The organism is Saccharospirillum sp. ABV4_185, assembly GCF_056159245.1.
Genome location: NZ_JBSWUW010000001.1, coordinates 1,748,759 through 1,770,293 on the forward strand (window position 1 = coordinate 1,748,759; position 21,535 = coordinate 1,770,293).

The window sequence follows — 21,535 nt, forward strand, 5'->3', positions numbered from 1 at the left end:
ATGGTCAGCATTACAGCTTGAACTGACGCACCAGTTGGTTCAGCAATTGTGAGAGATCGTTCAATTGCCGGCTGGAGTCGGTCAGTTGGTCGGCGATTTCTGCGGTTTCTGTGGTCAGGGTGTTGATGCTTTCCACGTCGCGACTCAACTCGGCGACGACCGTCGATTGTTCTTCAGTAGCTGTCGCCACTTGCAAGGTGACCTCGCTGATGCTGCCGACAAAAGCCGTGATGCTGCCCAGCGACTGATTGGCCGCATCGGCCTGTTCACGCACCGACTGACTGTGCGATTTGCTGTCCTGCATGGCATCCACACTCTTGGCTGCCTGTTCCTGCAATTGGTCGATCATCGCCTGAATTTCGTCCGTCGAGGCGGCTGAACGATTGGCCAGATTACGCACTTCATCGGCGACCACAGCGAAGCCGCGACCCTGTTCGCCAGCACGCGCCGCTTCGATGGCGGCGTTCAAGGCCAGCAGGTTGGTTTGTTCAGAAATGCCGCGAATGGTTTCCAGGATGCCGCCGATGGATTCGGTGTGTTCAGCCAAGGAGCCGATCACATCGCTGACCTTGTCGATTTCGGTAGACAGCTGACCCACACCCTGGCGCGCCTCAGCGACAATGCGCGCGCCTTCGACCGATTGTTCATTAGCTTTCTTGGCTGAATCGGCCGCTTCCGAGGCATTCTGCGCGATGTGCTCAACGGTGGCGCCCATTTCGTTAATGGCGGTGGCCATCTGCATGGAGCGGTCGCGTTCGTTGCTGCAGTTGTCGTGCGTCAGCTGTGCTTTGGATGCGACTTCACTGGCGGTTTGTGACAGCTTGCGCGAGTTATCGGCAACCGCCTCTATGGCGCTGCGGATTTTAACGACGAACTGGTTGAAGTCGTTGGCGATGTCAGCCAGTTCGTCGCGCCCGCGCAGTTCCAGTTCGCGGCTTAGATCCAGATTGGCGGCCGATTGGCCGATATGGTTCTGCAATTGCACCACGCGTCGGCTCAGACGACGCAGCATGATGGCTGATACCACGATGGTCGCCAGCAAGGCGGACACCACCAGAGCGATCATCTCCAGTTGCACGAAGCGGAAGTTGGCTTCGCTGGTTTCATGGCGCAGCTGTGCTTGCTCAACCAGATAATCGAGTACCTGATTCACCGCAGCGCGCATTTCACCGTAAGCCGGGGCGTATTGGTTGCGGTAAATATCGTAAGCGCGATCGAGGTTGTTGCGTTCCAGCGCTACCAAAATAGGCTCAAGAACATTGCGTTTGACGTTGCTGAACTGATCGACCAGACCCTGTACCTGAGCGCGCGCTTCGGGCGTTGCCTGAGCGTTCAGTGCGGTCTGCAAGGCCTGCTCCATTTCCACAATGTCTTCATTGCGCGCTTCCTGGATGCGCGTGGTGACCCCTTTGGCATCCTGCATACCGGGTACTTCCTGTAGCAGCATCATGTCGAAGCCAACTCTCATACGCGGAATGCGCGAGTTCACTTCTGCCAGGGCGCGCAGCGGTAAACTGGTGTTCTGTGCCAGGGCTCTGGCTTGGTTCTGAATGCTGGCCATACCGTAGATACCGGCCAGGCTGACCAATATTAAGACCAGGCAGGGTAAAGCGATGGCAGCGATAAACTGCCCGCGAAGAGTCATTCGTAACATCCGGCTCTGTGCCTCCCAAGGGCGATGAAGGTGTGGGTCCGCACAGTCCATTTGTTGCGGTGGAGATTGGATTATATCGGCTCGGTGTGACGCTTTTTTAATCACAGGGCGGTTTCTTTATGAACAAAATTAAAATGCCTCTGTATTGGGCAGGCCTGTTGGGATTCAGGCAAAATAGAGGCGACTTTTTAAGGACCCGGTCATGAAATCGCTGTTTCGATTGTTGCCTCTGCTACGTCACGATCAATTTCTCTCAGGCACTGATCTGGCTAATGCTTTGGGCGTTAGTCGGCCGACCATCGCTGCCTGGGTTGCCCAGCTGGGTGAGTTGGGCGTCGACATTCATGTGGTTAAAGGTCGCGGCTATCGGCTAGCAGAGCCAATCAGTCTGCTGGATCGCGAGCGTATTTTTGCCGGCCTGGATGATGCTTTGCGCGCTGTTCTGCAGGTGCTCGATATTCAGACCGATCTGGACTCGACCAACCGTTGGGTGATGGAGCAAAAACCGGCAGCAGGGCGCTGGTCGATCTGTGCGGCGGAATATCAGTATCAGGGACGTGGTCGGCGCGGTCGTGTCTGGCGCAGCCCGCCGGCGTCGAACCTGATGGTATCGATTGCGTTGCGGGCCGATTTGCCCAGTCGGGCGCTGTATGCAGCGAGCCTGCTGGCCGGGGTGGCAACCGCCCGCGCTTTGCGGTCGCAGCTAAGGGTGCCGGTGGTGTTGAAATGGCCGAACGACCTTTATATGGCAGACGCCAAACTCGGTGGCATCCTCTGTGAACTGCAGGGTAATCCGCAGGATCAGCCGGTGTTGGCCATTGGTTTGGGTTTGAATGTGTCGCGCAAGCCGGAAGGTCTGGATCAGCCGGCGGTGGCTTTGGCGGATGTGGTGTCCGGTGAACTCGACCGCAATGCGTTGCTGATCGCCATTCTCAATCAGTTGCACCGCGTCTTTGAGCAGGTGCGTAGCGAGACCGGTCTGGATGAGTTGCTGGCTGAGTGGGCGCAGTACGATTGCATTCGTGATCGCACGGTTCGTCTGGTGCGCACCCAAGGCACTGAAACGGTGGTGGCTCGCGGCGTGGATGATGTCGGGCAGCTCGTCGTTGAGTCGTCTGACGGACAGCGATTCAGTGTTAATAGTGGTGAGGTTTCAGTGCGATGGTAAGTGCACCTTTATTACTCGATTGCGGTAACTCTTCGTGCAAGTTTCGTTTTGGCGACCAGAGCGGCCGCTTGCTGGATCAGGCCGAGGTGCTGGACTGTGTGCAGCGTTTGCAACCATCCGAGGTGGTGATTGCCAGCGTGTCACAACTGGGTTCGCAGTTGGCGCAGCATTTAACGGCTCAGGATGTGCCGGTGCTGCAGTTGTCGGTTAAAGATGGCTGGCATGGTTTGCAGCTGGCGTATGCTCATCCACAGCGTCTGGGTGTGGATCGTTGGCTGGCAATGCTGGCGGTGCTTGATCGCGGCCGGCCAGTGGTGGTGATCGATGCCGGCACGGCGCTGACCATCGATTTGATCAGCGCCGATCGACAGCATCGGGGCGGCTATATTCTGCCTGGGCTGAGTCTGATGCGTCGAGCGCTGGTTGATGATACATTCGCGCTGCCGTCGGTCAGCGCGCCGGGCAGTCTGGATGCTGGCCGCGATACCGTCGAGTGCATTGCCAATGGTTCGGTGCTGGCTTTGGTGGGTGCCGTCGATAATGCCGTTGCGCAGTTTCCGGTGGCAGCACGGGATGTGATCTGGACCGGCGGTGACGCCCCCGCATTGCGCGCCTTATCCGCTTGGCCAGGTGACCACGATCCGCAATTGATATTTGAGGGAATGATGACATTGATCGCCGATTCCGATTACCGGGCGTCGCTGTAATGAAAGCAATTATCCTGACTCTGGTGGCGCTGAATCTGGTGTTTGGTGGCTGGATTTACTGGCAGCAGCAACAGCCCGATGACAAGACTGAAGCCGTTGCGCTGGCCGAACTGAATAATCTGGGTCTGGACGATGCCACCCGGGCGCGATTAGCGCAGTCAGGTCGGCAGCGTGATAACGCCGAACAGCCAGCCCAATGCATTCTGATTCGTGGTATTGGTTCGGTCGAAGACAGTCGGGTCATTCAGGCCCGGTTGACGGCACTGGAAGTTCCCTCCGAAGAGCAAGTCCGCAGCGAAGTGACACGCACCGATCATTGGGTGGTGCTCGGCCCCTTCGATTCAACAGCACGCGCGCGTGAGCGGTTGGCGCAATTACAGGCCGATGGCGTAGAGAGTTTTCTGATCAACCAGGGGCGTCTTGAGGGAGGTATTTCCCTGGGCCTGTTTTCTTCAAGCAGCAATGCCGAAAATCGCCGCGCTGCTTTGGTTGAGGCGGGCATTGATGCGCGCATCGAAGAGTTTGAGCGTTTGCGCGAAGTGCGTGATCTGAATATCGCTGCCGATGCCGCTCGATTGTTGTCCGACAGCGCGCTGGAATCGATTCTGGATCGTTTCGAAGGTGTCGATTTTCAACGCTACGGCTGTTGATCGAAGCGCAGTGTTGCAATCGCCAAAGAGAATCAATAAGATGCGCGCTCTCTTGCAAGGCAAGAGGTTTTGCCAGGGTCGTACCGGCGTCTAAGTTCTTGTTCTGATTGAAAAAAGCTTTTCGTTCAGAGTTGACAGGTTCTGGGGCTTGGTGCAAACTCTGCGCCCGCTTGGAGGGGTTCCCGAGTGGTCAAAGGGAGCAGACTGTAAATCTGCCGCTTTATGCTTCGATGGTTCGAATCCGTCCCCCTCCACCATTTCCTCCTTCCGGAGGAAGCTGCGGGTATAGTTCAACGGTAGAACCTTAGCCTTCCAAGCTAATGATGCGGGTTCGATTCCCGCTACCCGCTCCAATCGTTATGGCTTCGGTCATAAAAGTAGTTAGGCTCGCGTAGCTCAGTGGTAGAGCACTCCATTGGTAATGGAGAGGTCATGAGTTCAAATCTCATCGTGAGCACCATTTTGGTTGCAAAAGGCAGGCGCGCTGGCGGCTGCCTTTTGTGCATGAGCATCCTGGTGAGAGGCTGACACCATGTCCAAGGCGACTTTTGAACGTAGCAAGCCCCACGTCAACGTGGGCACCATTGGTCACGTTGACCACGGTAAGACCACCCTGACAGCGGCGCTGACTCGCGTCTGCCACGACGTATGGGGAACCGGTTCAGCGATGGCGTTTGACGGCATCGATAACGCCCCGGAAGAGCGTGAGCGTGGTATCACCATTGCCACCTCTCACGTTGAGTATGACTCACCGGCTCGCCACTACGCGCACGTTGACTGCCCGGGCCACGCCGACTACGTCAAGAACATGATCACCGGTGCCGCTCAGATGGACGGCGCGATCCTGGTTTGCTCCGCTGCTGACGGCCCGATGCCGCAGACGCGTGAACACATCCTGCTGTCTCGTCAGGTTGGCGTACCTTACATCGTCGTGTTCCTGAACAAGGCCGACATGGTCGACGACGAAGAGCTGCTGGAACTGGTTGAGATGGAAGTTCGTGACCTGCTGAGCCAGTACGACTTCCCGGGTGACGACACACCGTTGATCACGGGTTCTGCGCTGATGGCGCTGGAAGGCAAAGACGACAACGAAATGGGCACCACTGCGGTTAAGAAACTGGTGGAAGCACTGGATTCTTACATCCCTGAGCCGGAGCGTGCGATCGATCAGCCGTTCCTGATGCCGATTGAAGACGTCTTCTCCATCTCTGGTCGCGGTACTGTTGTGACTGGTCGTGTTGAGCGTGGCATCGTGAAGTCTGGCGAAGAAATCGAAATCGTCGGCATCAAGGACACCACCAAGACCACCGTTACCGGTGTGGAAATGTTCCGCAAACTGCTCGACGAAGGTCGTGCGGGTGAGAACATTGGCGCCCTGCTGCGTGGTACCAAGCGTGACGAAGTGGAGCGTGGTCAGGTACTGGCGAAGCCGGGCACCATCACCCCGCACACCAAGTTCGAAGCCGAAGTCTACGTTCTGTCCAAAGATGAAGGTGGCCGTCACACGCCGTTCTTCAAAGGCTATCGTCCGCAGTTCTACTTCCGTACCACAGACGTAACCGGTGCGTGCGAACTGCCGGAAGGCGTCGAGATGGTTATGCCGGGCGACAACATCAAGATGGATGTGACTTTGATCGCTCCGATCGCCATGGACGAAGGTCTGCGCTTCGCGATCCGCGAAGGTGGCCGTACCGTTGGCGCCGGCGTTGTAGCCAAGATCATCGAGTGATGATCGCTGGAGTCACCTTCGGGTGACTCCGCTGGACGCGAAACGGGAGGCGGGAAACGCACTTAAGCGTCTTCCGTCTCCCGTTCAGCGTCTCCCTCTTATAAGTTCTTGAATCCGGACGGCGATTGACATAGAATCCGCCGCCCGGTTGATTTACAGGCCAGTAGTTCAATTGGTAGAGCACCGGTCTCCAAAACCGGGGGTTGGGGGTTCGAGTCCCTCCTGGCCTGCCATTTACTTGTTTCGGTATCCATGTTGGGTACGCCCGGATTTTAAGGTTGCTTGTCGCATGAACGCTCAAGTTGAGTCGCAGAATACAGCTCTGGATGCCATTAAGTGGGTTCTGGTTGCCGCTCTGGTTGTGGCCGTGATTGGTGGCAACTTCTATTTTGGCGATGAGTCGCTGTTATTGCGGGTGATCGGTGTGGTTGCAGGTTCGCTGGTTGCAGTCGGTATTGCTCTGACTACAGCGCGCGGTCGTCACGTCAATCGTCTGCGTAAGGAAGCCTGGACCGAAGTACGCAAGGTGGTCTGGCCAACGCGTCAGGAAACGGTGCAAACCACTCTGGTTGTAATCGGTGTGGTCCTCTTGGTAGCGCTGATCCTTTGGGGTATCGATTCCCTGCTGGGTTGGGCGGTATCTGCGGTCATCGGTTAAGGAGATCCAAGTGAGCAAGCGTTGGTACGTGGTGCACGCCTATTCCGGTTTTGAAAAGCGTGTCGCCAGCTCTCTGCAGGAACAAGTCGAATTGCATGGTATGCAGGATCGCTTTGGCGACATCCTGGTGCCGACTGAGTCTGTCGTGGAAATGCGCGATGGCAAGAAGCGCAAAAGCGAGCGCAAATTCTATCCCGGTTATGTTCTGGTCGAGATGGAAATGGACGAAGAAACCTGGCACCTGGTTAAAGAAACACCTCGGGTGATGGGTTTTATTGGCGGTACTGCTGAAAAACCAGCGCCGCTGACGCAGCGCGAAGCCGATGGCATTCTGCAGCGCGTCCAGGATGGGGTTGAAAAGCCTACTCAGAAAACCATTTACGAGCCGGGCGAAGTGGTCCGGGTCACCGACGGTCCGTTCGCCGATTTCAACGGCACTGTCGAGAAAGTGAATTACGAAAAGAATCGCTTGCAGGTGTCGGTATCGATCTTTGGTCGTGCCACGCCGGTCGAGCTGGAATTTACCCAGGTCGAAAAGAGCTGATTCATAACGGAAGGCAGATGCCTCGAGGCTATTGAAGTCTCGGGGCTTTGTCGTCTGTAACCACCGGGGAGCCTGACGGCGTTTGCACCCACAAGAGAGGTTATTATGGCCAAGAAAGTCCAAGCTTATATCAAGCTTCAAGTGAAGGCAGGTCAAGCCAACCCAAGTCCGCCGGTCGGTCCGGCTCTGGGTCAGCACGGCGTGAACATCATGGAATTCTGTAAGGCGTTTAACGCTGAAACACAGAGCATGGAGCCGGGTCTGCCGATTCCTGTGGTGATCACTGTTTACAGTGACCGCAGCTTCACCTTTATCACCAAAACCCCGCCTGCTGCCATTCTGCTGAAGAAGGCTGCTGGTATTAAGAGCGGTTCTGGTCGTCCGAATACTGAGAAAGTTGGCAAGGTCACTCGTGCTCAGCTCGAAGACATCGCCAAGGCCAAAGATCCCGATCTGACTGCGGCCGACATGGACGCTGCTGTTCGCACCATCGCTGGCAGCGCTCGTAGCATGGGTCTGAATGTTGAGGGGGTTGAGTAATGGCTAAGTTGAGCAAGCGTATCAAGCTGCAGCGTGAAAAAGTCGACGCGACTCACGCTTACAGCATTGAAGAAGCTGTCGCCCTGTTGAAAGAACTGTCTACGGTTAAGTTCTCTGAATCAGTCGATATCGCCGTCAATCTGGGTATTGATGCGCGTAAATCCGATCAGAACGTACGTGGTTCTACAGTACTGCCGAACGGCACTGGTAAAGACGTTCGTGTAGCCGTCTTCACCCAGGGTGCCAACGTTGAAGCGGCTAAAGCAGCTGGCGCTGATGCGGTTGGTATGGAAGATCTGGCTGAGCAAATCAAAGGTGGCGACCTGGATTTCGGCGTGGTTATCGCCTCTCCGGACGCTATGCGCGTTGTTGGTCAGTTGGGTCAGGTGCTGGGTCCGCGCGGCCTGATGCCTAACCCGAAAGTCGGCACTGTGACTCCGGACGTTGCGACTGCGGTCAAAAACGCCAAGTCCGGTCAGGCACGTTTCCGTACTGACAAGAACGGCATCATTCACGCGTCCATCGGCAAAGTGGCTTTCGAGCCGCAAGCCATTAAGGAAAACGCGGAAGCACTGATCGCTGATCTGAAGAAGCTGAAGCCTGCTACGGCCAAAGGCGTTTATCTGAAGAAAATCGCGCTGTCCTCGACCATGGGTCCGGGCATCGTGATCGATCAGGGCTCGTTGGCTATCTGAATAAAGGGGCTGGCCGTGAGGCTGGCTCACTGCAAGAACTTTGGGGTTCCCGCCGCACTTCGGTGAGGTGGGAATTGTCAAAGACCGTAGGTGGTTGCGGTAGTGAGGCTTTATGAGCCGTTGAAGTATCGCCGCCTTAATTTCCTACGCAGACGGTGGACCCCGATTCGGTTTTATTGGGCTGGATCCTACCACCGTTGATTCCTTTGGAATCGCAAACCAAGGCCTTAGGGCCTTCGATGGTAACGGGCTCACAAGAGCTCATATCCAGGAGAAAGAATGTGGCACTGAATCTCGCAGACAAGAAAGCCATTGTCACCGAGGTAAATGAAGTTGCCGCCAAAGCGCTGTCTCTGGTGATCGCGGATGCCCGCGGCGTCACTGTGGCAGACATGGACAACCTGCGTAAGCAGGCCCGTGAGCAGAAAATCTTCCTGCGCGTGGTCAAGAACACTCTGGCCAAACGCGCATTTGAAGGGACTGATTACGATGCGGTTCACCCCGTATTGACCGGTCCGACTCTGCTGGCCTTCTCAATGGAAGACCCGGGTGCTGCGGCTCGACTGTTCAAAGACTTCGCTAAAGAAGTCGATGCTTTCGAAGTTAAAGCGCTGTCCGTTGGTGGTGAACTGATGGGTGCGGAACAAATCGATCGTCTGGCAAAACTGCCGACGCGCGAAGAAGCGCTGGGCTTGCTGGCCAACGTCACGTTGGCACCGGTTACCAAACTGGTTCGCACGCTCAACGAAGTTCCGTCCTCTGTTACCCGTGTTATGGCGGCTGTTGCCGACAAGAAGAAAGCCGCCTAAGGCAGGCAGCTTGAACTCTTACTACTGTTTTTAGATTTTTGGAGATTAGGATCATGGCACTGTCCAATGAAGATATCTTGAATGCCATCTCAGAAATGTCTGTGATGGATGTTGTTTCTCTGGTTGAAGCAATGGAAGAGAAGTTTGGCGTTTCTGCTCAAGCTGCTGTTGCCGTTGCTGCAGGCCCGGCTGCTGGCGGTGACGCTGGCGCGGCTGAACAGACTGAATTTGACGTTATCCTGGCTTCTGCCGGTGAGAAGAAAGTAAACGTCATTAAAGTGGTTCGTGAAATCACTGGTCTGGGTCTGAAAGAAGCTAAAGGTCTGGTTGACGGCGCTCCGGCTCCGATCAAAGAAGGCGCTAGCAAAGACGAAGCGGACGACATCAAAGCCAAGCTGGAAGAAGCTGGCGCGACTGTCGAAGTCAAGTAAGCTTGACGGTCCGTATTGGCAGTTGAGACTCTCAGCTGTTCGGGCTGGCGGCCATGGGCCGCCGGCCTTTTCGCGTCTTTGGAACAAAAGTGCCTTTGACGCGACAGTTTCGTAAACGGTCTGGCGCGACCAGACCGTTAGGAAAATCGGATCTCTGTTAACCCAGAGAGCGCAGGAAGCGACGAAATTCGGGGTGACTGTTGCCGTCTGGCAGTCACCGCTGTACCGACAAGCACCCGCGTTGCGGGTGTGACCGCTCAGACCCACCGTTGGTGAACAAGCTGGGGATTGCTGATGGCATACTCTTACACCGAGAAAAAGCGCATTCGTAAGGATTTCAGTAAATTGCAGCCGGTTATGGACATTCCATACCTGCTGGCGATTCAACTGGATTCTTATCGCAACTTTCTACAAGCCGAATCTGAGGCGGGCGAGCGACAGGACACTGGCCTGCACGCAGCCTTCAAATCCGTCTTTCCAATTGTCAGTTACTCTGGCAATGCCGCTCTGGAATACGTCAGCTACAAGCTGGGCGTCCCGGTCTTTGACGTCAAGGAATGCCAACTGCGTGGTGTGACCTACGCAGCGCCGTTGCGCGTTAAGGTGCGCCTGATCATTTATGATAAGGAATCACCGAGTAAGGCCATCAAGGACATCAAGGAACAGGAAGTCTACATGGGCGAAATGCCCCTGATGACCGACAACGGTACCTTTATCATTAACGGTACCGAACGTGTTGTTGTGTCCCAGCTGCACCGTTCACCGGGTGTGTTCTTCGATCACGACAAAGGCAAAACCCATTCCTCTGGCAAGCTGCTCTACAGTGCCCGGGTGATTCCTTACCGTGGTTCCTGGCTCGACTTCGAGTTCGATCCGAAAGATCAGGTCTATGTGCGTATCGACCGTCGTCGTAAATTGCCGGCGACCATCCTGTTGCGCGCCCTGGGTTACACCAACCAGGAAATCCTCGACCGCTTCTTCGATCGTTCTGAATTCAAATTGGTTAAAGATCAGTTTGAACTGAAGATCGTGGCCGATCATCTGCGCGGCGAGACCGCTCAGTTTGAAATCAAAGACAAAGACGGCACCGTCATCCTTGAAGAAGGTCGCCGTATTACCGCACGCCATATTCGTCAGCTGGAAAAATCCGGCGTTAAGACCGTTCAGGTGCCGGACGAATACCTGCTGGGTAAGGCGTTGGCGACTGACCTGGTCGATCCGACCAGTGGCGAAATTTTTGCTGCCGGCAACGACGAAGTCACGCTGGAAATTCTGGCCAAGGTACGTGAGCTGAAGATCAAACAATTGGATCTGCTCTACACCAACGACCTGGATTGCGGTCCTTATATCTCTGACACTCTGCGTAACGACCCGACCAGCACGCCGCTGGAAGCGTTGGTTGAAATCTATCGCATGATGCGTCCGGGCGAGCCGCCGACTAAAGAGTCTGCCGAGACGTTGTTCCAGAACCTGTTCTTCTCCAGCGAGCGCTATGACTTGTCGGGCGTTGGCCGCATGAAGTTCAATCGTCGTCTGGGCATCGATGATGAAATCGGTGAAGGCACGCTGAGCAACGAAGACATCGTTTCTGTGCTTAAGACGCTGATCGACATCCGTAACGGCCAGGGCAATGTTGATGACATTGATCACCTGGGTAACCGTCGCGTGCGTTCGGTTGGTGAAATGGCTGAGAACCAGTTCCGTGTAGGTCTGGTGCGTGTTGAGCGCGCTGTGCGTGAACGTCTGTCGATGGCCGAATCTGAAGGCCTGATGCCTCAGGATCTGGTCAACGCCAAGCCGGTTGCTGCGGCGATCAAAGAGTTCTTCGGTTCCAGCCAGCTGTCTCAGTTTATGGATCAGAACAACCCGCTGTCGGGTGTTACCAACAAGCGTCGTGTTTCGGCCCTGGGCCCGGGTGGCCTGACCCGTGAACGTGCCGGCTTCGAAGTGCGCGACGTTCACCCGACGCACTACGGTCGTGTGTGCCCGATTGAGACGCCGGAAGGTCCGAACATTGGTCTGATCAACTCGCTGTCTACCTATGCCCGCACCAACAGCTACGGCTTCCTGGAAACGCCGTACCGCAAAGTTGAAGACGGCAAGGTGACTGACGAGATCGTTTATCTGTCGGCCATCGACGAAGCCAAGCACGTCATCGCCCAGGCCAACGTGCCGCTGGACGACAAAGGCAACATCGAAGGCGAATTCGTACAGGTGCGTCACCAGAATGAATTCACCATGGCGCCGCGTGCCAACGTCAACATGATGGACGTCTCACCGCGTCAGGTGGTGTCCGTGGCGGCCGCTCTGGTTCCGTTCCTGGAGCACGATGACGCCAACCGCGCCTTGATGGGTTCCAACATGCAACGCCAGGCGGTGCCGACCTTGCGTGCTGATAAACCCCTGGTCGGTACCGGCATCGAGCGCAACGTCGCGATCGACTCCGGCGTCTGTGTGGTGGCCAAGCGTGGTGGTTACGTCGAGTACGTCGATGCGTCGCGCATCGTGGTTAAGGTGAACCCGGATGAGATCGAAGCCAGCGATGCCGGCGTTGACATCTACAACCTGACCAAGTACACCCGTTCCAACCAGAACACCAGCATCAACCAGCGTTCTATCGTCCATCAGGGCGAAACCATTGCGCGCGGTGATGTGCTGGCAGACGGTCCGTCGGTCGATATGGGCGAACTGGCGTTGGGTCAGAACATGCGCATCGCCTTCATGCCCTGGAATGGTTACAACTTCGAGGACTCCATCCTGATCTCTGAAAAAGTGGTTCAGGAAGATCGGTTCACCTCGATTCATATCCAGGAGCTGACCTGTATCGCTCGTGACACCAAGCTGGGTGCTGAAGAAATCACCGCGGACATTCCGAACGTCGGTGAAGCGGCTCTGAACAAGCTTGACGAGTCCGGTATCGTTTACATCGGTGCCGAAGTTGGCCCGGGCGACATCCTGGTCGGCAAAGTCACGCCGAAGAGCGAGACTCAGCTGACGCCGGAAGAGAAACTGCTGCGCGCCATCTTTGGTGAGAAAGCGTCCGATGTGAAAGACACCTCATTGCGCGTTAAAGGCGGCACCACCGGTACCGTCATCGACGTACAGGTGTTTACCCGTGACGGCATCGAGCGTGACGAGCGTTCCAAAGAAATCGAGCGCATCGCGCTGGAAGAGTACCGCAAAGACCTGAAAGCCGAGTACCGCATCGTCGAAGACGCCATCTTCGAACGTCTGCAGGCGGCTCTGGTCGGTCAGGCAGTTGCTGGCGGCGCCGGTCTGAAGAAAGGCGATAAGCTGGCCGAGGACTTCCTCGCCGAGCTGCCGCGTGAAGACTGGTTCAAGCTGCGCATGCAGGACGAAAGTCTGGCTGACATGCTGGAGAAAGCCGAAGCTCAGCTGGCTGAGCGTAAGGCTGACCAGGAAGCGCGCTTCGAAGACAAGAAAGGCAAGCTGCAAAGCGGCGACGACCTGCAACCGGGCGTACTCAAGGTGGTCAAGTGCTACGTGGCCATCAAGCGTAAGATCCAGCCAGGTGACAAGATGGCCGGTCGTCACGGTAACAAGGGTGTGATCTCGGTGATCAAGCCGATCGAAGACATGCCTTACGACGAGAACGGTGAGCCGGTCGATATCGTGCTCAACCCGCTCGGCGTACCGTCGCGGATGAACGTTGGTCAGATTCTCGAAACCCACCTGGGTGCGGCGTCCAAAGGTCTGGGCGATCGCATCAACGAAATGATCCGTGACCAGAAAGCGGTTGCCGACGTTCGTGGTTTCCTGGATGAGATCTACAACAAGTCCGGTCGTGGTATCCGTAAGGAAACCCTGGACGACTTCAGCGATGACGAAATCATGGACCTGGCGCGCAACCTGCGCGGCGGTGTTCCCTTTGCAACGCCGGTATTCGACGGTGCCAAGGAAGAGGAAGTCAAAGAACTGCTGCGTCTGGCGGGTTACGACGACAGCGGCCAGATCCAGTTGTGGGATGGTCGTACCGGCGAAGCCTTTGAGAACAAGACCACGGTCGGCTACATGTACATGCTGAAGCTGAACCACCTGGTTGAAGACAAGATGCACGCCCGTTCCACCGGGTCGTACAGCCTGGTTACCCAGCAGCCGCTGGGTGGTAAGGCACAGTTCGGTGGTCAGCGTTTCGGGGAGATGGAAGTCTGGGCGCTGGAAGCCTATGGCGCTGCCTACACCCTGCAGGAAATGCTGACGGTTAAGTCGGACGACGTGAACGGCCGTACGAAGATGTATAAAAACATCGTCGACGGTGACCACCGTATGGAGCCCGGCATGCCGGAGTCCTTCAACGTACTGGTCAAGGAGATCCGTTCGCTGGGTATCGACATGGAACTGGAAAACGAAGAGTGATAGCCGCCCCGGCCTTTGGGCTGGGGCGACTCTTTGAAGATTGGGTGGCTGAGGTCACCTGAAGCCACTCCTTTCGGAGCTGAATGATGAAAGATTTGCTGAATCTGTTGAAATCACAGGGCCAGGCGGAAGAATTTGATTCCATCCGCATTGGCCTGGCCTCACCGGAGATGATCCGGTCCTGGTCTTTTGGCGAGGTTAAGAAGCCGGAAACCATCAACTACCGGACGTTCAAACCGGAACGTGACGGTCTGTTCTGCTCGCGCATCTTTGGTCCGATGAAGGACTACGAGTGCCTGTGCGGTAAGTACAAGCGTCTCAAGCACCGCGGTGTGATCTGTGAGAAGTGCGGCGTTGAGGTAACCCAGGCCAAGGTGCGTCGTGAGCGCATGGGCCATATCGAACTGGCGGCGCCGGTGGCGCACATCTGGTTCCTGAAATCACTGCCGTCCCGCATCGGCCTGATGCTGGATATGACGCTGCGTGATATCGAACGCATCCTCTATTACGAGAGCTTTGTGGTGATTGATCCGGGCTTGACCAGTCTGGAAAAAGGTCAGTTGCTGACCGACGAAGAATACTACGAAGCGATCGAGGAATTCGGTGACGACTTCGACGCCCGCATGGGTGCCGAAGCGGTTCAGCGTTTGCTGGGCAGTATCGATCTGGAAGCCGAAGTGAATCAGTTGCGTGAAGAGATTCCGGCGACCAACTCCGAAACCAAGATCAAGAAACTGTCCAAGCGTCTCAAGCTGCTGGAAGCCTTCCACAAGTCGGGCAACAACCCGATCTGGATGGTAATGACAGTGCTGCCAGTACTGCCGCCGGATCTGCGTCCGTTGGTACCGCTGGATGGTGGTCGTTTTGCGACGTCCGACCTGAACGATCTGTATCGTCGGGTGATCAACCGGAACAACCGTTTGAAGCGTCTGCTCGAGCTGGCTGCGCCGGACATCATCGTGCGCAACGAAAAGCGCATGCTGCAGGAGTCCGTCGATGCACTGCTCGACAACGGCCGTCGCGGTCGGGCCATTACTGGTTCCAATCGCCGTCCGCTGAAGTCGCTGGCTGACTTTATTAAAGGTAAGCAGGGTCGTTTCCGTCAGAACCTGCTCGGTAAGCGCGTCGACTACTCTGGCCGTTCGGTCATCGTGGTGGGCCCGACCTTGCGTCTGCACCAGTGCGGTCTGCCCAAGAAAATGGCGTTGGAACTGTTCAAGCCGTTTATCTTCTCCAAGCTGGAACACCGTGGCCTGGCGACCACCATCAAGGCCGCCAAGAAGATGGTTGAACGCGAAGAAGCCGTCGTTTGGGACATCCTGGACGAAGTGATTCGCGAACACCCGGTCATGCTGAACCGCGCGCCGACCTTGCACCGTCTGGGTATCCAGGCGTTCGAGCCGGTATTGATTGAAGGCAAGGCTATTCAGTTGCACCCGCTGGTGTGTGCGGCTTATAACGCCGACTTTGACGGTGACCAGATGGCGGTGCACGTACCGCTGACGCTGGAAGCTCAGCTCGAAGCCCGTGCGCTGATGATGTCGACCAACAACGTCCTGTCTCCGGCCAGCGGCGAGCCGATCATCGTACCATCTCAGGACGTGGTTCTGGGTCTGTACTACATGACGCGTGAGCGTGTCGGCGCCAAAGGCGAAGGCATGGTCCTGGCGAATATCGAAGAAGTGCATCGTGCCTACGGTGCCGGCGAAGCGGCACTGCAAGCCAAGGTTCGTGTGCGGGTGAAGGAAGTAACCTTCACCGACGATGGTGAGCGTGTTGAGCAAACCTCGTTGGTCGACACCACTGTCGGTCGTGCCATCCTGTTTGCTATCGCACCGGACGGTCTGCCGTTCGAGCTGTTTAACCAGGCGATGAAGAAGAAAGCCATCAGTGGTTTGCTGGATGCGGCCTATCGCCGTGTAGGTCTGAAAGAGACCGTGGTTTTCGCTGACCAGATCATGTACATGGGCTTTGCCTATGCGACCAAGTCGGGTTCGTCCATCGGCGTGAACGACTTCGTTATTCCGAAAGCCAAGATGGAAATCCTGGGCAAGGCTGAGGCCGACGTTCAGGAAATCGAAGAGCAGTTTGCCGCCGGTCTGGTCACCCAGGGCGAGAAATACAACAAGGTGGTGGACATCTGGTCACGTGCTAACGATCAGATTGCCCGCGCCATGATGGAAGGTATCTCCAAAGAGTTCGTTACTGATAAAGACGGTAACCAAGTCGAGCAGGATTCCTTCAACTCGGTCTTTATCATGGCCGACTCCGGTGCCCGGGGTAGCCCGGCACAGATTCGTCAGCTGGCCGGTATGCGCGGTCTGATGGCGAAGCCGGATGGCTCGATCATTGAAAACCCGATTAAGGCGAACTTCCGTGAAGGTCTGTCGGTGGGTGAGTACTTTATCTCTACCCACGGTGCCCGTAAGGGTCTGGCTGACACTGCTTTGAAAACGGCGAACTCCGGTTACCTGACGCGTCGTCTGGTTGACGTCTCTCAGGACGTGGTGATCACCGAAGAAGATTGCGGCACTGAAGATGGCCTGATCGTTGAACCGATCATCGAAGGCGGCGACGTTGTTCTGGGTCTGGGCGAGCAGGTGCTGGGTCGTACCCTGGCAACTGACGTCATCGATCCGGCGACCAAGGAAACTCTGATTCCGGCCGGCACCATGCTGGACGAAGCCTGGGTTGAGAAGTTCAACGAGTGGGGTGTTGACCAGGTTAAGATCCGTTCCGGTATCACCTGTGAAACCCGCCATGGTCTTTGTGCCCAGTGTTACGGTCGCGATCTGGCTCGTGGTCACCGCGTCAACATCGGTGAAGCGGTCGGTATTATTGCCGCTCAGTCCATCGGTGAACCCGGTACTCAGCTGACCATGCGTACCTTCCACATCGGTGGTGCGGCCTCCAGCTCAACGGCGATCGACTCGGTTCAGATCAAGCACGGTGGTTCTGTCACCCTGCACAACCTGAAGACCGTAACCCGTGAAGATGGCGATTTGATTGCCGTCAGCCGTTCCGGTGTGCTGGCCGTTTCCGACGAACATGGTCGTGAGCGCGAGCGTTACAAACTGCCTTACGGCGCCATCATCAGCGTTAAAGATGGTGCTAACGTCGAGTCTGGCCAGATTGTCGCCAAGTGGGATCCGCATACTCACCCGATCATTGCCGAATCCAACGGTAAGGTGGCGTTCATCGGTATGGATGAAGGCATTACCACTAACCGTAAGATCGACGAACTGACCGGTGTCGGTACCATCGAAGTGATTCCTCAAGGCCAGCGTAACTCGGCCGGCAAGGAAATCCGTCCGATGATCAAGCTGCTCGACAAAGACGGCAACGACATCATGATCGGCAACACCAATCAGCCGGTTCAGTACCTGCTGCCCGATGGCGCTTTCTTGAGCCTGGGTGACGGTGATGAAGTGGCGATCGGTGACGTTATCGCGCGGATTCCGCAGGAATCCTCCGGTAACCGCGACATCACCGGTGGTCTGCCGCGTGTTGCTGACCTGTTCGAAGCGCGTAAGCCGAAAGAACCTGCCATTCTGGCGGAAATCTCCGGCACCGTTGGTTTCGGTAAAGAAACCAAAGGTAAGAAACGCCTGATGATCACGCCGACCGATGGTTCCGACGGCTACGAAGAGCTGATCCCGAAATGGCGTCAGTTGAACGTCTTCGAAGGTGAGCAGGTCGAGAAGGGTGAAGTGATCTCCGACGGCCCGATGAACCCGCACGACATTCTGCGTGTGCGTGGTGTTGAGCCGCTGGCGCGTTACATCGTTAACGAAATCCAGGAGGTTTACCGTCTGCAGGGCGTAACCATCAACGACAAGCACATCGAAGTGATTGTGCGTCAGATGCTGCGCAAAGCGACGATTCTGGATAACGGTGATACCGACTTCATCAAAGGCGACCAAGTTGAGTTCAACCAGTTGTTGTCTGCCAACGAAGCGGCCGAGGCTGATGGCAAGCAGGGAGCTCGTTACGAGCGCATCCTGCTGGGTATCACCAAAGCATCGCTGGCGACGGAATCCTTTATCTCGGCGGCTTCCTTCCAGGAAACCACTCGAGTGCTGACCGAAGGTGCGGTCACTGGCAAGCGCGATTACCTGCGCGGCCTGAAGGAAAACGTGGTCGTTGGTCGACTGATCCCGGCCGGTACCGGTCTGGCATACCATGCCGATCGTAAGGCCAAGCGTCTTGAGCGTACCGGTGAGAAGCAGTCGAAGAGTGCTGAAGATATCGAAGCAGCACTGAGTCAGGCGCTTAATAAGTAACGCTTAACGCCGTACGGGAGACGGGAAACGCCAAACAGCGTTAGGCGTCTTCCGTTAAGCGTTTTGCGTCACCGGTTGACTAAGAATTGCGCGATACATAGAATTCGCGCTCCCAACAGAACCCGACTGGTCCGCCAGTCGGGTGCTGTCGTGTAATGAGAAGTGAACTTTTAGAGAGGCTTAGATGGCTACAATTAACCAGCTCGTCCGCAAGCCGCGTAAGCGGAAAGCGGTCGCCAGCGACGTTCGGGCTCTGGAAGGCTGCCCACAGCGTCGCGGTGTGTGCGCTCGCGTATACACCACCACACCGAAGAAGCCGAACTCAGCGCTGCGTAAAGTCTGTCGTGTGCGTCTGACCAACGGTTTCGAGGTGTCTTCCTACATCGGTGGTGAAGGCCACAACCTGCAGGAACACTCTGTCGTATTGATTCGCGGCGGCCGTGTTAAAGATCTGCCGGGTGTGCGTTACCACACAGTGCGCGGTTCACTCGACACCTCTGGTGTTGCCAACCGTAAGCAAGGCCGTTCCAAGTACGGCACCAAGAAGCCTAAGGGCTGAGTTGTTTAACATTATTGTCTTAAGGTAAGAGTAAGGCCGGGTGCTGCCGATCCGCGTTGTCGGAGCTGCTCATTCCGGGTTCACCTGAAGACCTCTATAGATAGGGCTTATCCAATGCCAAGAAGACGCGTCGCTGCAAAGCGCGAAGTATTGCCAGATCCGAAATTCGGAAACACCCAGCTGGCCAAGTTCATGAACCACGTCATGTACGACGGTAAAAAATCCGTCGCTGAACGCATCGTTTATGGTGCGCTGGACATCGTGAAAGAGAAAAAATCCGACCAGGACCCGATCTCATTGTTTGAGCAGGCTCTGGAGTCCATCGCGCCGATGGTAGAAGTGAAGTCCCGCCGTGTTGGTGGTGCTACCTACCAGGTCCCCGTTGAAGTCCGTCCGTCTCGTCGTGAAGCGCTGGCTATGCGCTGGTTGGTCGACGCCTCTCGCAAGCGTGGTGAAAAATCCATGCGCCAGCGACTGGCCGGCGAACTGCTCGATGCTTCCGAAGGCAAGGGCGCGGCGATCAAGAAGCGTGAAGACGTGCACCGCATGGCTGAAGCCAACCGTGCCTTCTCTCATTACCGTTTCTAAGCCTGTGCTGAAATTCTTCAATCTAAGGAGATTGAATCGTGGCTCGTAAAACGCCTTTGGCTCGCTACCGCAACATCGGTATCGTAGCCCACGTAGACGCCGGTAAAACGACGACTACAGAGCGAATCCTTTTCTACACCGGTCTGTCTCACAAGATCGGTGAAGTGCATGACGGCGCTGCCACCATGGACTGGATGGAGCAGGAGCAGGAGCGTGGTATTACCATTACCTCTGCTGCTACCACCTGTTTCTGGAGCGGCATGTCGAAGCAATTCGATGAGCACCGCGTCAACATTATCGACACCCCCGGACACGTTGACTTCACCATTGAAGTAGAACGTTCCCTGCGTGTTCTCGATGGTGCCGTCGTTGTGCTGTGTGCCTCTTCTGGTGTGCAACCGCAGACTGAAACCGTTTGGCGTCAGGCCAACCGTTATGAAGTTCCGCGCATGGTTTTCGTCAACAAGATGGACCGTGCCGGTGCTGACTTCTACCGCGTGATTGCGCAGATGAAAGAACGTCTGGGTGCTAACCCGGTTCCGATTCAGATTCCGATCGGCGCAGAAGACAACTTCACCGGTGTGGTCGACCTGATCAAGATGAAGGCCATTATCTGGAACGAAGAAGATATGGGCATGACCTTCGAGTACGGCGATATCCCGGCCGAACTCCAGGAAAAAGCCGAAGAGTATCGCGTTCAGATGGTTGAAGCGGCTGCTGAAGCCAACGATGACCTGATGGAAAAGTACATGGAATCCGAGACGTTGTCGGAAGACGACATCAAGATCGGTTTGCGTGAACGCACCATGGCCGGCGAAATCGTCCTGACTCACTGTGGTTCTGCCTTTAAGAACAAAGGTGTTCAGGCGGTTCTGGACAGCGTTATCGAATACATGCCTTCTCCGACTCAGGTACGCCGTATTGAGGGTGTGCTGGAAGACGGTGAAACCGTTGAGGCCGTTAAGGTTGACGACGACGCTCCGTTCTCGGCGCTGGCATTCAAAATTGCGACTGACCCCTTCGTCGGTACGCTGACCTTCATCCGCGTTTATGGCGGTGTGTTGAAGAGTGGCGACCAGGTGATGAACTCGGTCAAGAGCAAGCGCGAGCGTGTTGGTCGTATGGTGCAGATGCACTCCAACAGCCGTGAAGAAATCAAAGAAGTACTGGCCGGCGACATCGCTGCTCTGATCGGCATGAAGGACGTCACCACCGGTGACACTCTGTGTGATCCGAGCCACCCGATTACGCTGGAGCGCATGGACTTCCCGGATCCCGTTATTCACGTAGCGGTAGAGCCGAAGTCCAAAGCGGACCAGGAAAAGATGGGCATCGCTCTGGGTAAACTGGCCCAGGAAGATCCGTCGTTCAGCGTTCGTACCGATGAAGAAACCGGCCAGACCATCATTGGTGGTCAGGGCGAGCTGCACCTGGACATCATCGTTGACCGCATGAAGCGTGAGTTCAAGGTTGAAGCCAACGTCGGTGCACCTCAGGTGGCTTACCGTGAGCGCATCCGCAACGCCTGCGAAATCGACTCCAAGTTCGCCAAGCAGTCGGGCGGTCGTGGTCAGTACGGTCACGTTATGATCCGCTTCGAACCAGCTGAAGATGGCGACGCCGAGAAACTGGTATTCGTCAATGAAGTGGTTGGTGGTTCCGTACCGAAGGAATACATTCCTGCGGTCGAGAAAGGTATTCAGGAGCAGATGAAGAACGGTATTCTCGCCGGTTATCCGCTGCTGGGTATGAAAGCAACGCTGTACGATGGTTCCTACCATGAGGTGGACTCGAACGAGATGGCGTTTAAGGTGGCTGCTTCTATGGCGGTCAAACAGTTGAAGGACAAGGCGAATCCGGCACTGCTGGAGCCGATGATGAAAGTCGAGGTCGTGACCCCCGAAGATTATATGGGCGACGTCATGGGTGACTTGAACCGTCGCCGCGGTACCGTCAGCGGTATGGAAGACAGCCCGTCGGGCAAAGTCATCAATGCCGACGTGCCGTTGTCTGAAATGTTCGGTTACGCGACCGACCTGCGTTCCATGTCTCAGGGCCGTGCGTCCTACGTTATGGAATTCAAAGGTTATGCGGAAGCTCCGATGAACATCGTCGAAGAAATTGTTAAGAAGTCTTGATCCGT

16 protein-coding genes and 4 tRNA genes are annotated in these 21,535 nt (G+C 56.0%); 19 read left to right on the forward strand and 1 reads right to left on the reverse strand.

All coding sequences use genetic code 11. The features are described from left to right. Positions 1-10: 10 nt before the first annotated feature. Positions 11-1,645 carry a methyl-accepting chemotaxis protein gene (locus tag ACXAE6_RS08150; RefSeq protein WP_475146489.1) on the reverse strand — a complete coding sequence of 545 codons (1,635 nt, stop codon included), beginning with the start codon at positions 1,643-1,645 and terminating at the stop codon, positions 11-13. Between the two features lie 211 nt (positions 1,646-1,856). Here ACXAE6_RS08150 and ACXAE6_RS08155 point away from each other — a divergent pair, with 211 nt between their 5' ends. The 19 genes from ACXAE6_RS08155 to fusA all read left to right on the forward strand — a co-directional run bounded on the left by ACXAE6_RS08155 (position 1,857) and on the right by fusA (position 21,530). Then, positions 1,857-2,822, forward strand: a complete 966-nt coding sequence (locus tag ACXAE6_RS08155) for a biotin--[acetyl-CoA-carboxylase] ligase (protein WP_475146490.1) — start codon at positions 1,857-1,859, stop codon at positions 2,820-2,822. Beyond that, positions 2,816-3,529 (forward strand): type III pantothenate kinase, encoded by a 714-nt coding sequence (locus tag ACXAE6_RS08160; protein WP_475146491.1) that lies wholly within the window; start codon positions 2,816-2,818, stop codon positions 3,527-3,529. The genes ACXAE6_RS08155 and ACXAE6_RS08160 overlap by 7 nt, the downstream gene beginning before the upstream one ends. Beyond that, a complete protein-coding gene (locus ACXAE6_RS08165) occupies positions 3,529-4,179 on the forward strand; it encodes an SPOR domain-containing protein (RefSeq protein WP_475146492.1) in 651 nt (216 codons plus the stop codon). The genes ACXAE6_RS08160 and ACXAE6_RS08165 overlap by 1 nt, the downstream gene beginning before the upstream one ends. 172 nt (positions 4,180-4,351) lie before the next feature. Next, a tRNA-Tyr gene (locus ACXAE6_RS08170) sits at positions 4,352-4,436 on the forward strand. Positions 4,437-4,458: 22 nt separating this feature from the next. Beyond that, positions 4,459-4,532: transfer RNA gene (locus ACXAE6_RS08175), tRNA-Gly, on the forward strand. A gap of 32 nt (positions 4,533-4,564) precedes the next feature. Then, positions 4,565-4,639 (forward strand) — tRNA-Thr (locus ACXAE6_RS08180). A gap of 72 nt (positions 4,640-4,711) precedes the next feature. Then, positions 4,712-5,908 (forward strand): elongation factor Tu, encoded by a 1,197-nt coding sequence (gene tuf / locus ACXAE6_RS08185; protein WP_475146493.1) that lies wholly within the window; start codon positions 4,712-4,714, stop codon positions 5,906-5,908. 157 nt (positions 5,909-6,065) lie between these two features. Next, positions 6,066-6,141 (forward strand) — tRNA-Trp (locus tag ACXAE6_RS08190). 56 nt (positions 6,142-6,197) lie between these two features. Then, on the forward strand, positions 6,198-6,566 hold the full coding sequence (gene secE / locus ACXAE6_RS08195) for a preprotein translocase subunit SecE (protein WP_108163407.1): 369 nt from the start codon (positions 6,198-6,200) through the stop codon (positions 6,564-6,566). A 10-nt stretch (positions 6,567-6,576) separates the two neighbouring features. Beyond that, on the forward strand, positions 6,577-7,110 hold the full coding sequence (nusG, locus tag ACXAE6_RS08200; RefSeq protein WP_108163406.1) for a transcription termination/antitermination protein NusG: 534 nt from the start codon (positions 6,577-6,579) through the stop codon (positions 7,108-7,110). 105 nt (positions 7,111-7,215) lie between these two features. Next, positions 7,216-7,650 (forward strand): 50S ribosomal protein L11, encoded by a 435-nt coding sequence (gene rplK, locus ACXAE6_RS08205; RefSeq protein ID WP_108163405.1) that lies wholly within the window; start codon positions 7,216-7,218, stop codon positions 7,648-7,650. Further along, positions 7,650-8,345 carry a 50S ribosomal protein L1 gene (gene rplA / locus ACXAE6_RS08210; RefSeq protein ID WP_475146494.1) on the forward strand — a complete coding sequence of 232 codons (696 nt, stop codon included), beginning with the start codon at positions 7,650-7,652 and terminating at the stop codon, positions 8,343-8,345. Before rplK ends, rplA begins: the two co-directional genes overlap by 1 nt. A 281-nt stretch (positions 8,346-8,626) precedes the next feature. Continuing rightward, positions 8,627-9,154, forward strand: a complete 528-nt coding sequence (gene rplJ / locus ACXAE6_RS08215) for a 50S ribosomal protein L10 (protein ID WP_475146495.1) — start codon at positions 8,627-8,629, stop codon at positions 9,152-9,154. A 53-nt stretch (positions 9,155-9,207) separates the two neighbouring features. Further along, positions 9,208-9,585, forward strand: a complete 378-nt coding sequence (gene rplL, locus ACXAE6_RS08220) for a 50S ribosomal protein L7/L12 (RefSeq protein ID WP_475146496.1) — start codon at positions 9,208-9,210, stop codon at positions 9,583-9,585. A gap of 294 nt (positions 9,586-9,879) precedes the next feature. Next, positions 9,880-13,962, forward strand: coding sequence for a DNA-directed RNA polymerase subunit beta (gene rpoB / locus ACXAE6_RS08225; protein ID WP_475146497.1), 4,083 nt, complete (start codon positions 9,880-9,882; stop codon positions 13,960-13,962). Between the two features lie 86 nt (positions 13,963-14,048). Further along, positions 14,049-18,245 carry a DNA-directed RNA polymerase subunit beta' gene (rpoC, locus tag ACXAE6_RS08230; RefSeq protein WP_475151731.1) on the forward strand — a complete coding sequence of 1,399 codons (4,197 nt, stop codon included), beginning with the start codon at positions 14,049-14,051 and terminating at the stop codon, positions 18,243-18,245. A 184-nt stretch (positions 18,246-18,429) separates the two neighbouring features. Continuing rightward, a complete protein-coding gene (gene rpsL, locus ACXAE6_RS08235; RefSeq protein ID WP_108127762.1) occupies positions 18,430-18,804 on the forward strand; it encodes a 30S ribosomal protein S12 in 375 nt (124 codons plus the stop codon). Between the two features lie 114 nt (positions 18,805-18,918). Then, positions 18,919-19,392, forward strand: coding sequence for a 30S ribosomal protein S7 (gene rpsG / locus ACXAE6_RS08240; protein WP_108127764.1), 474 nt, complete (start codon positions 18,919-18,921; stop codon positions 19,390-19,392). 38 nt (positions 19,393-19,430) lie between these two features. After that, positions 19,431-21,530 carry an elongation factor G gene (fusA, locus tag ACXAE6_RS08245; protein WP_475146498.1) on the forward strand — a complete coding sequence of 700 codons (2,100 nt, stop codon included), beginning with the start codon at positions 19,431-19,433 and terminating at the stop codon, positions 21,528-21,530. Positions 21,531-21,535 lie beyond the last annotated feature (5 nt).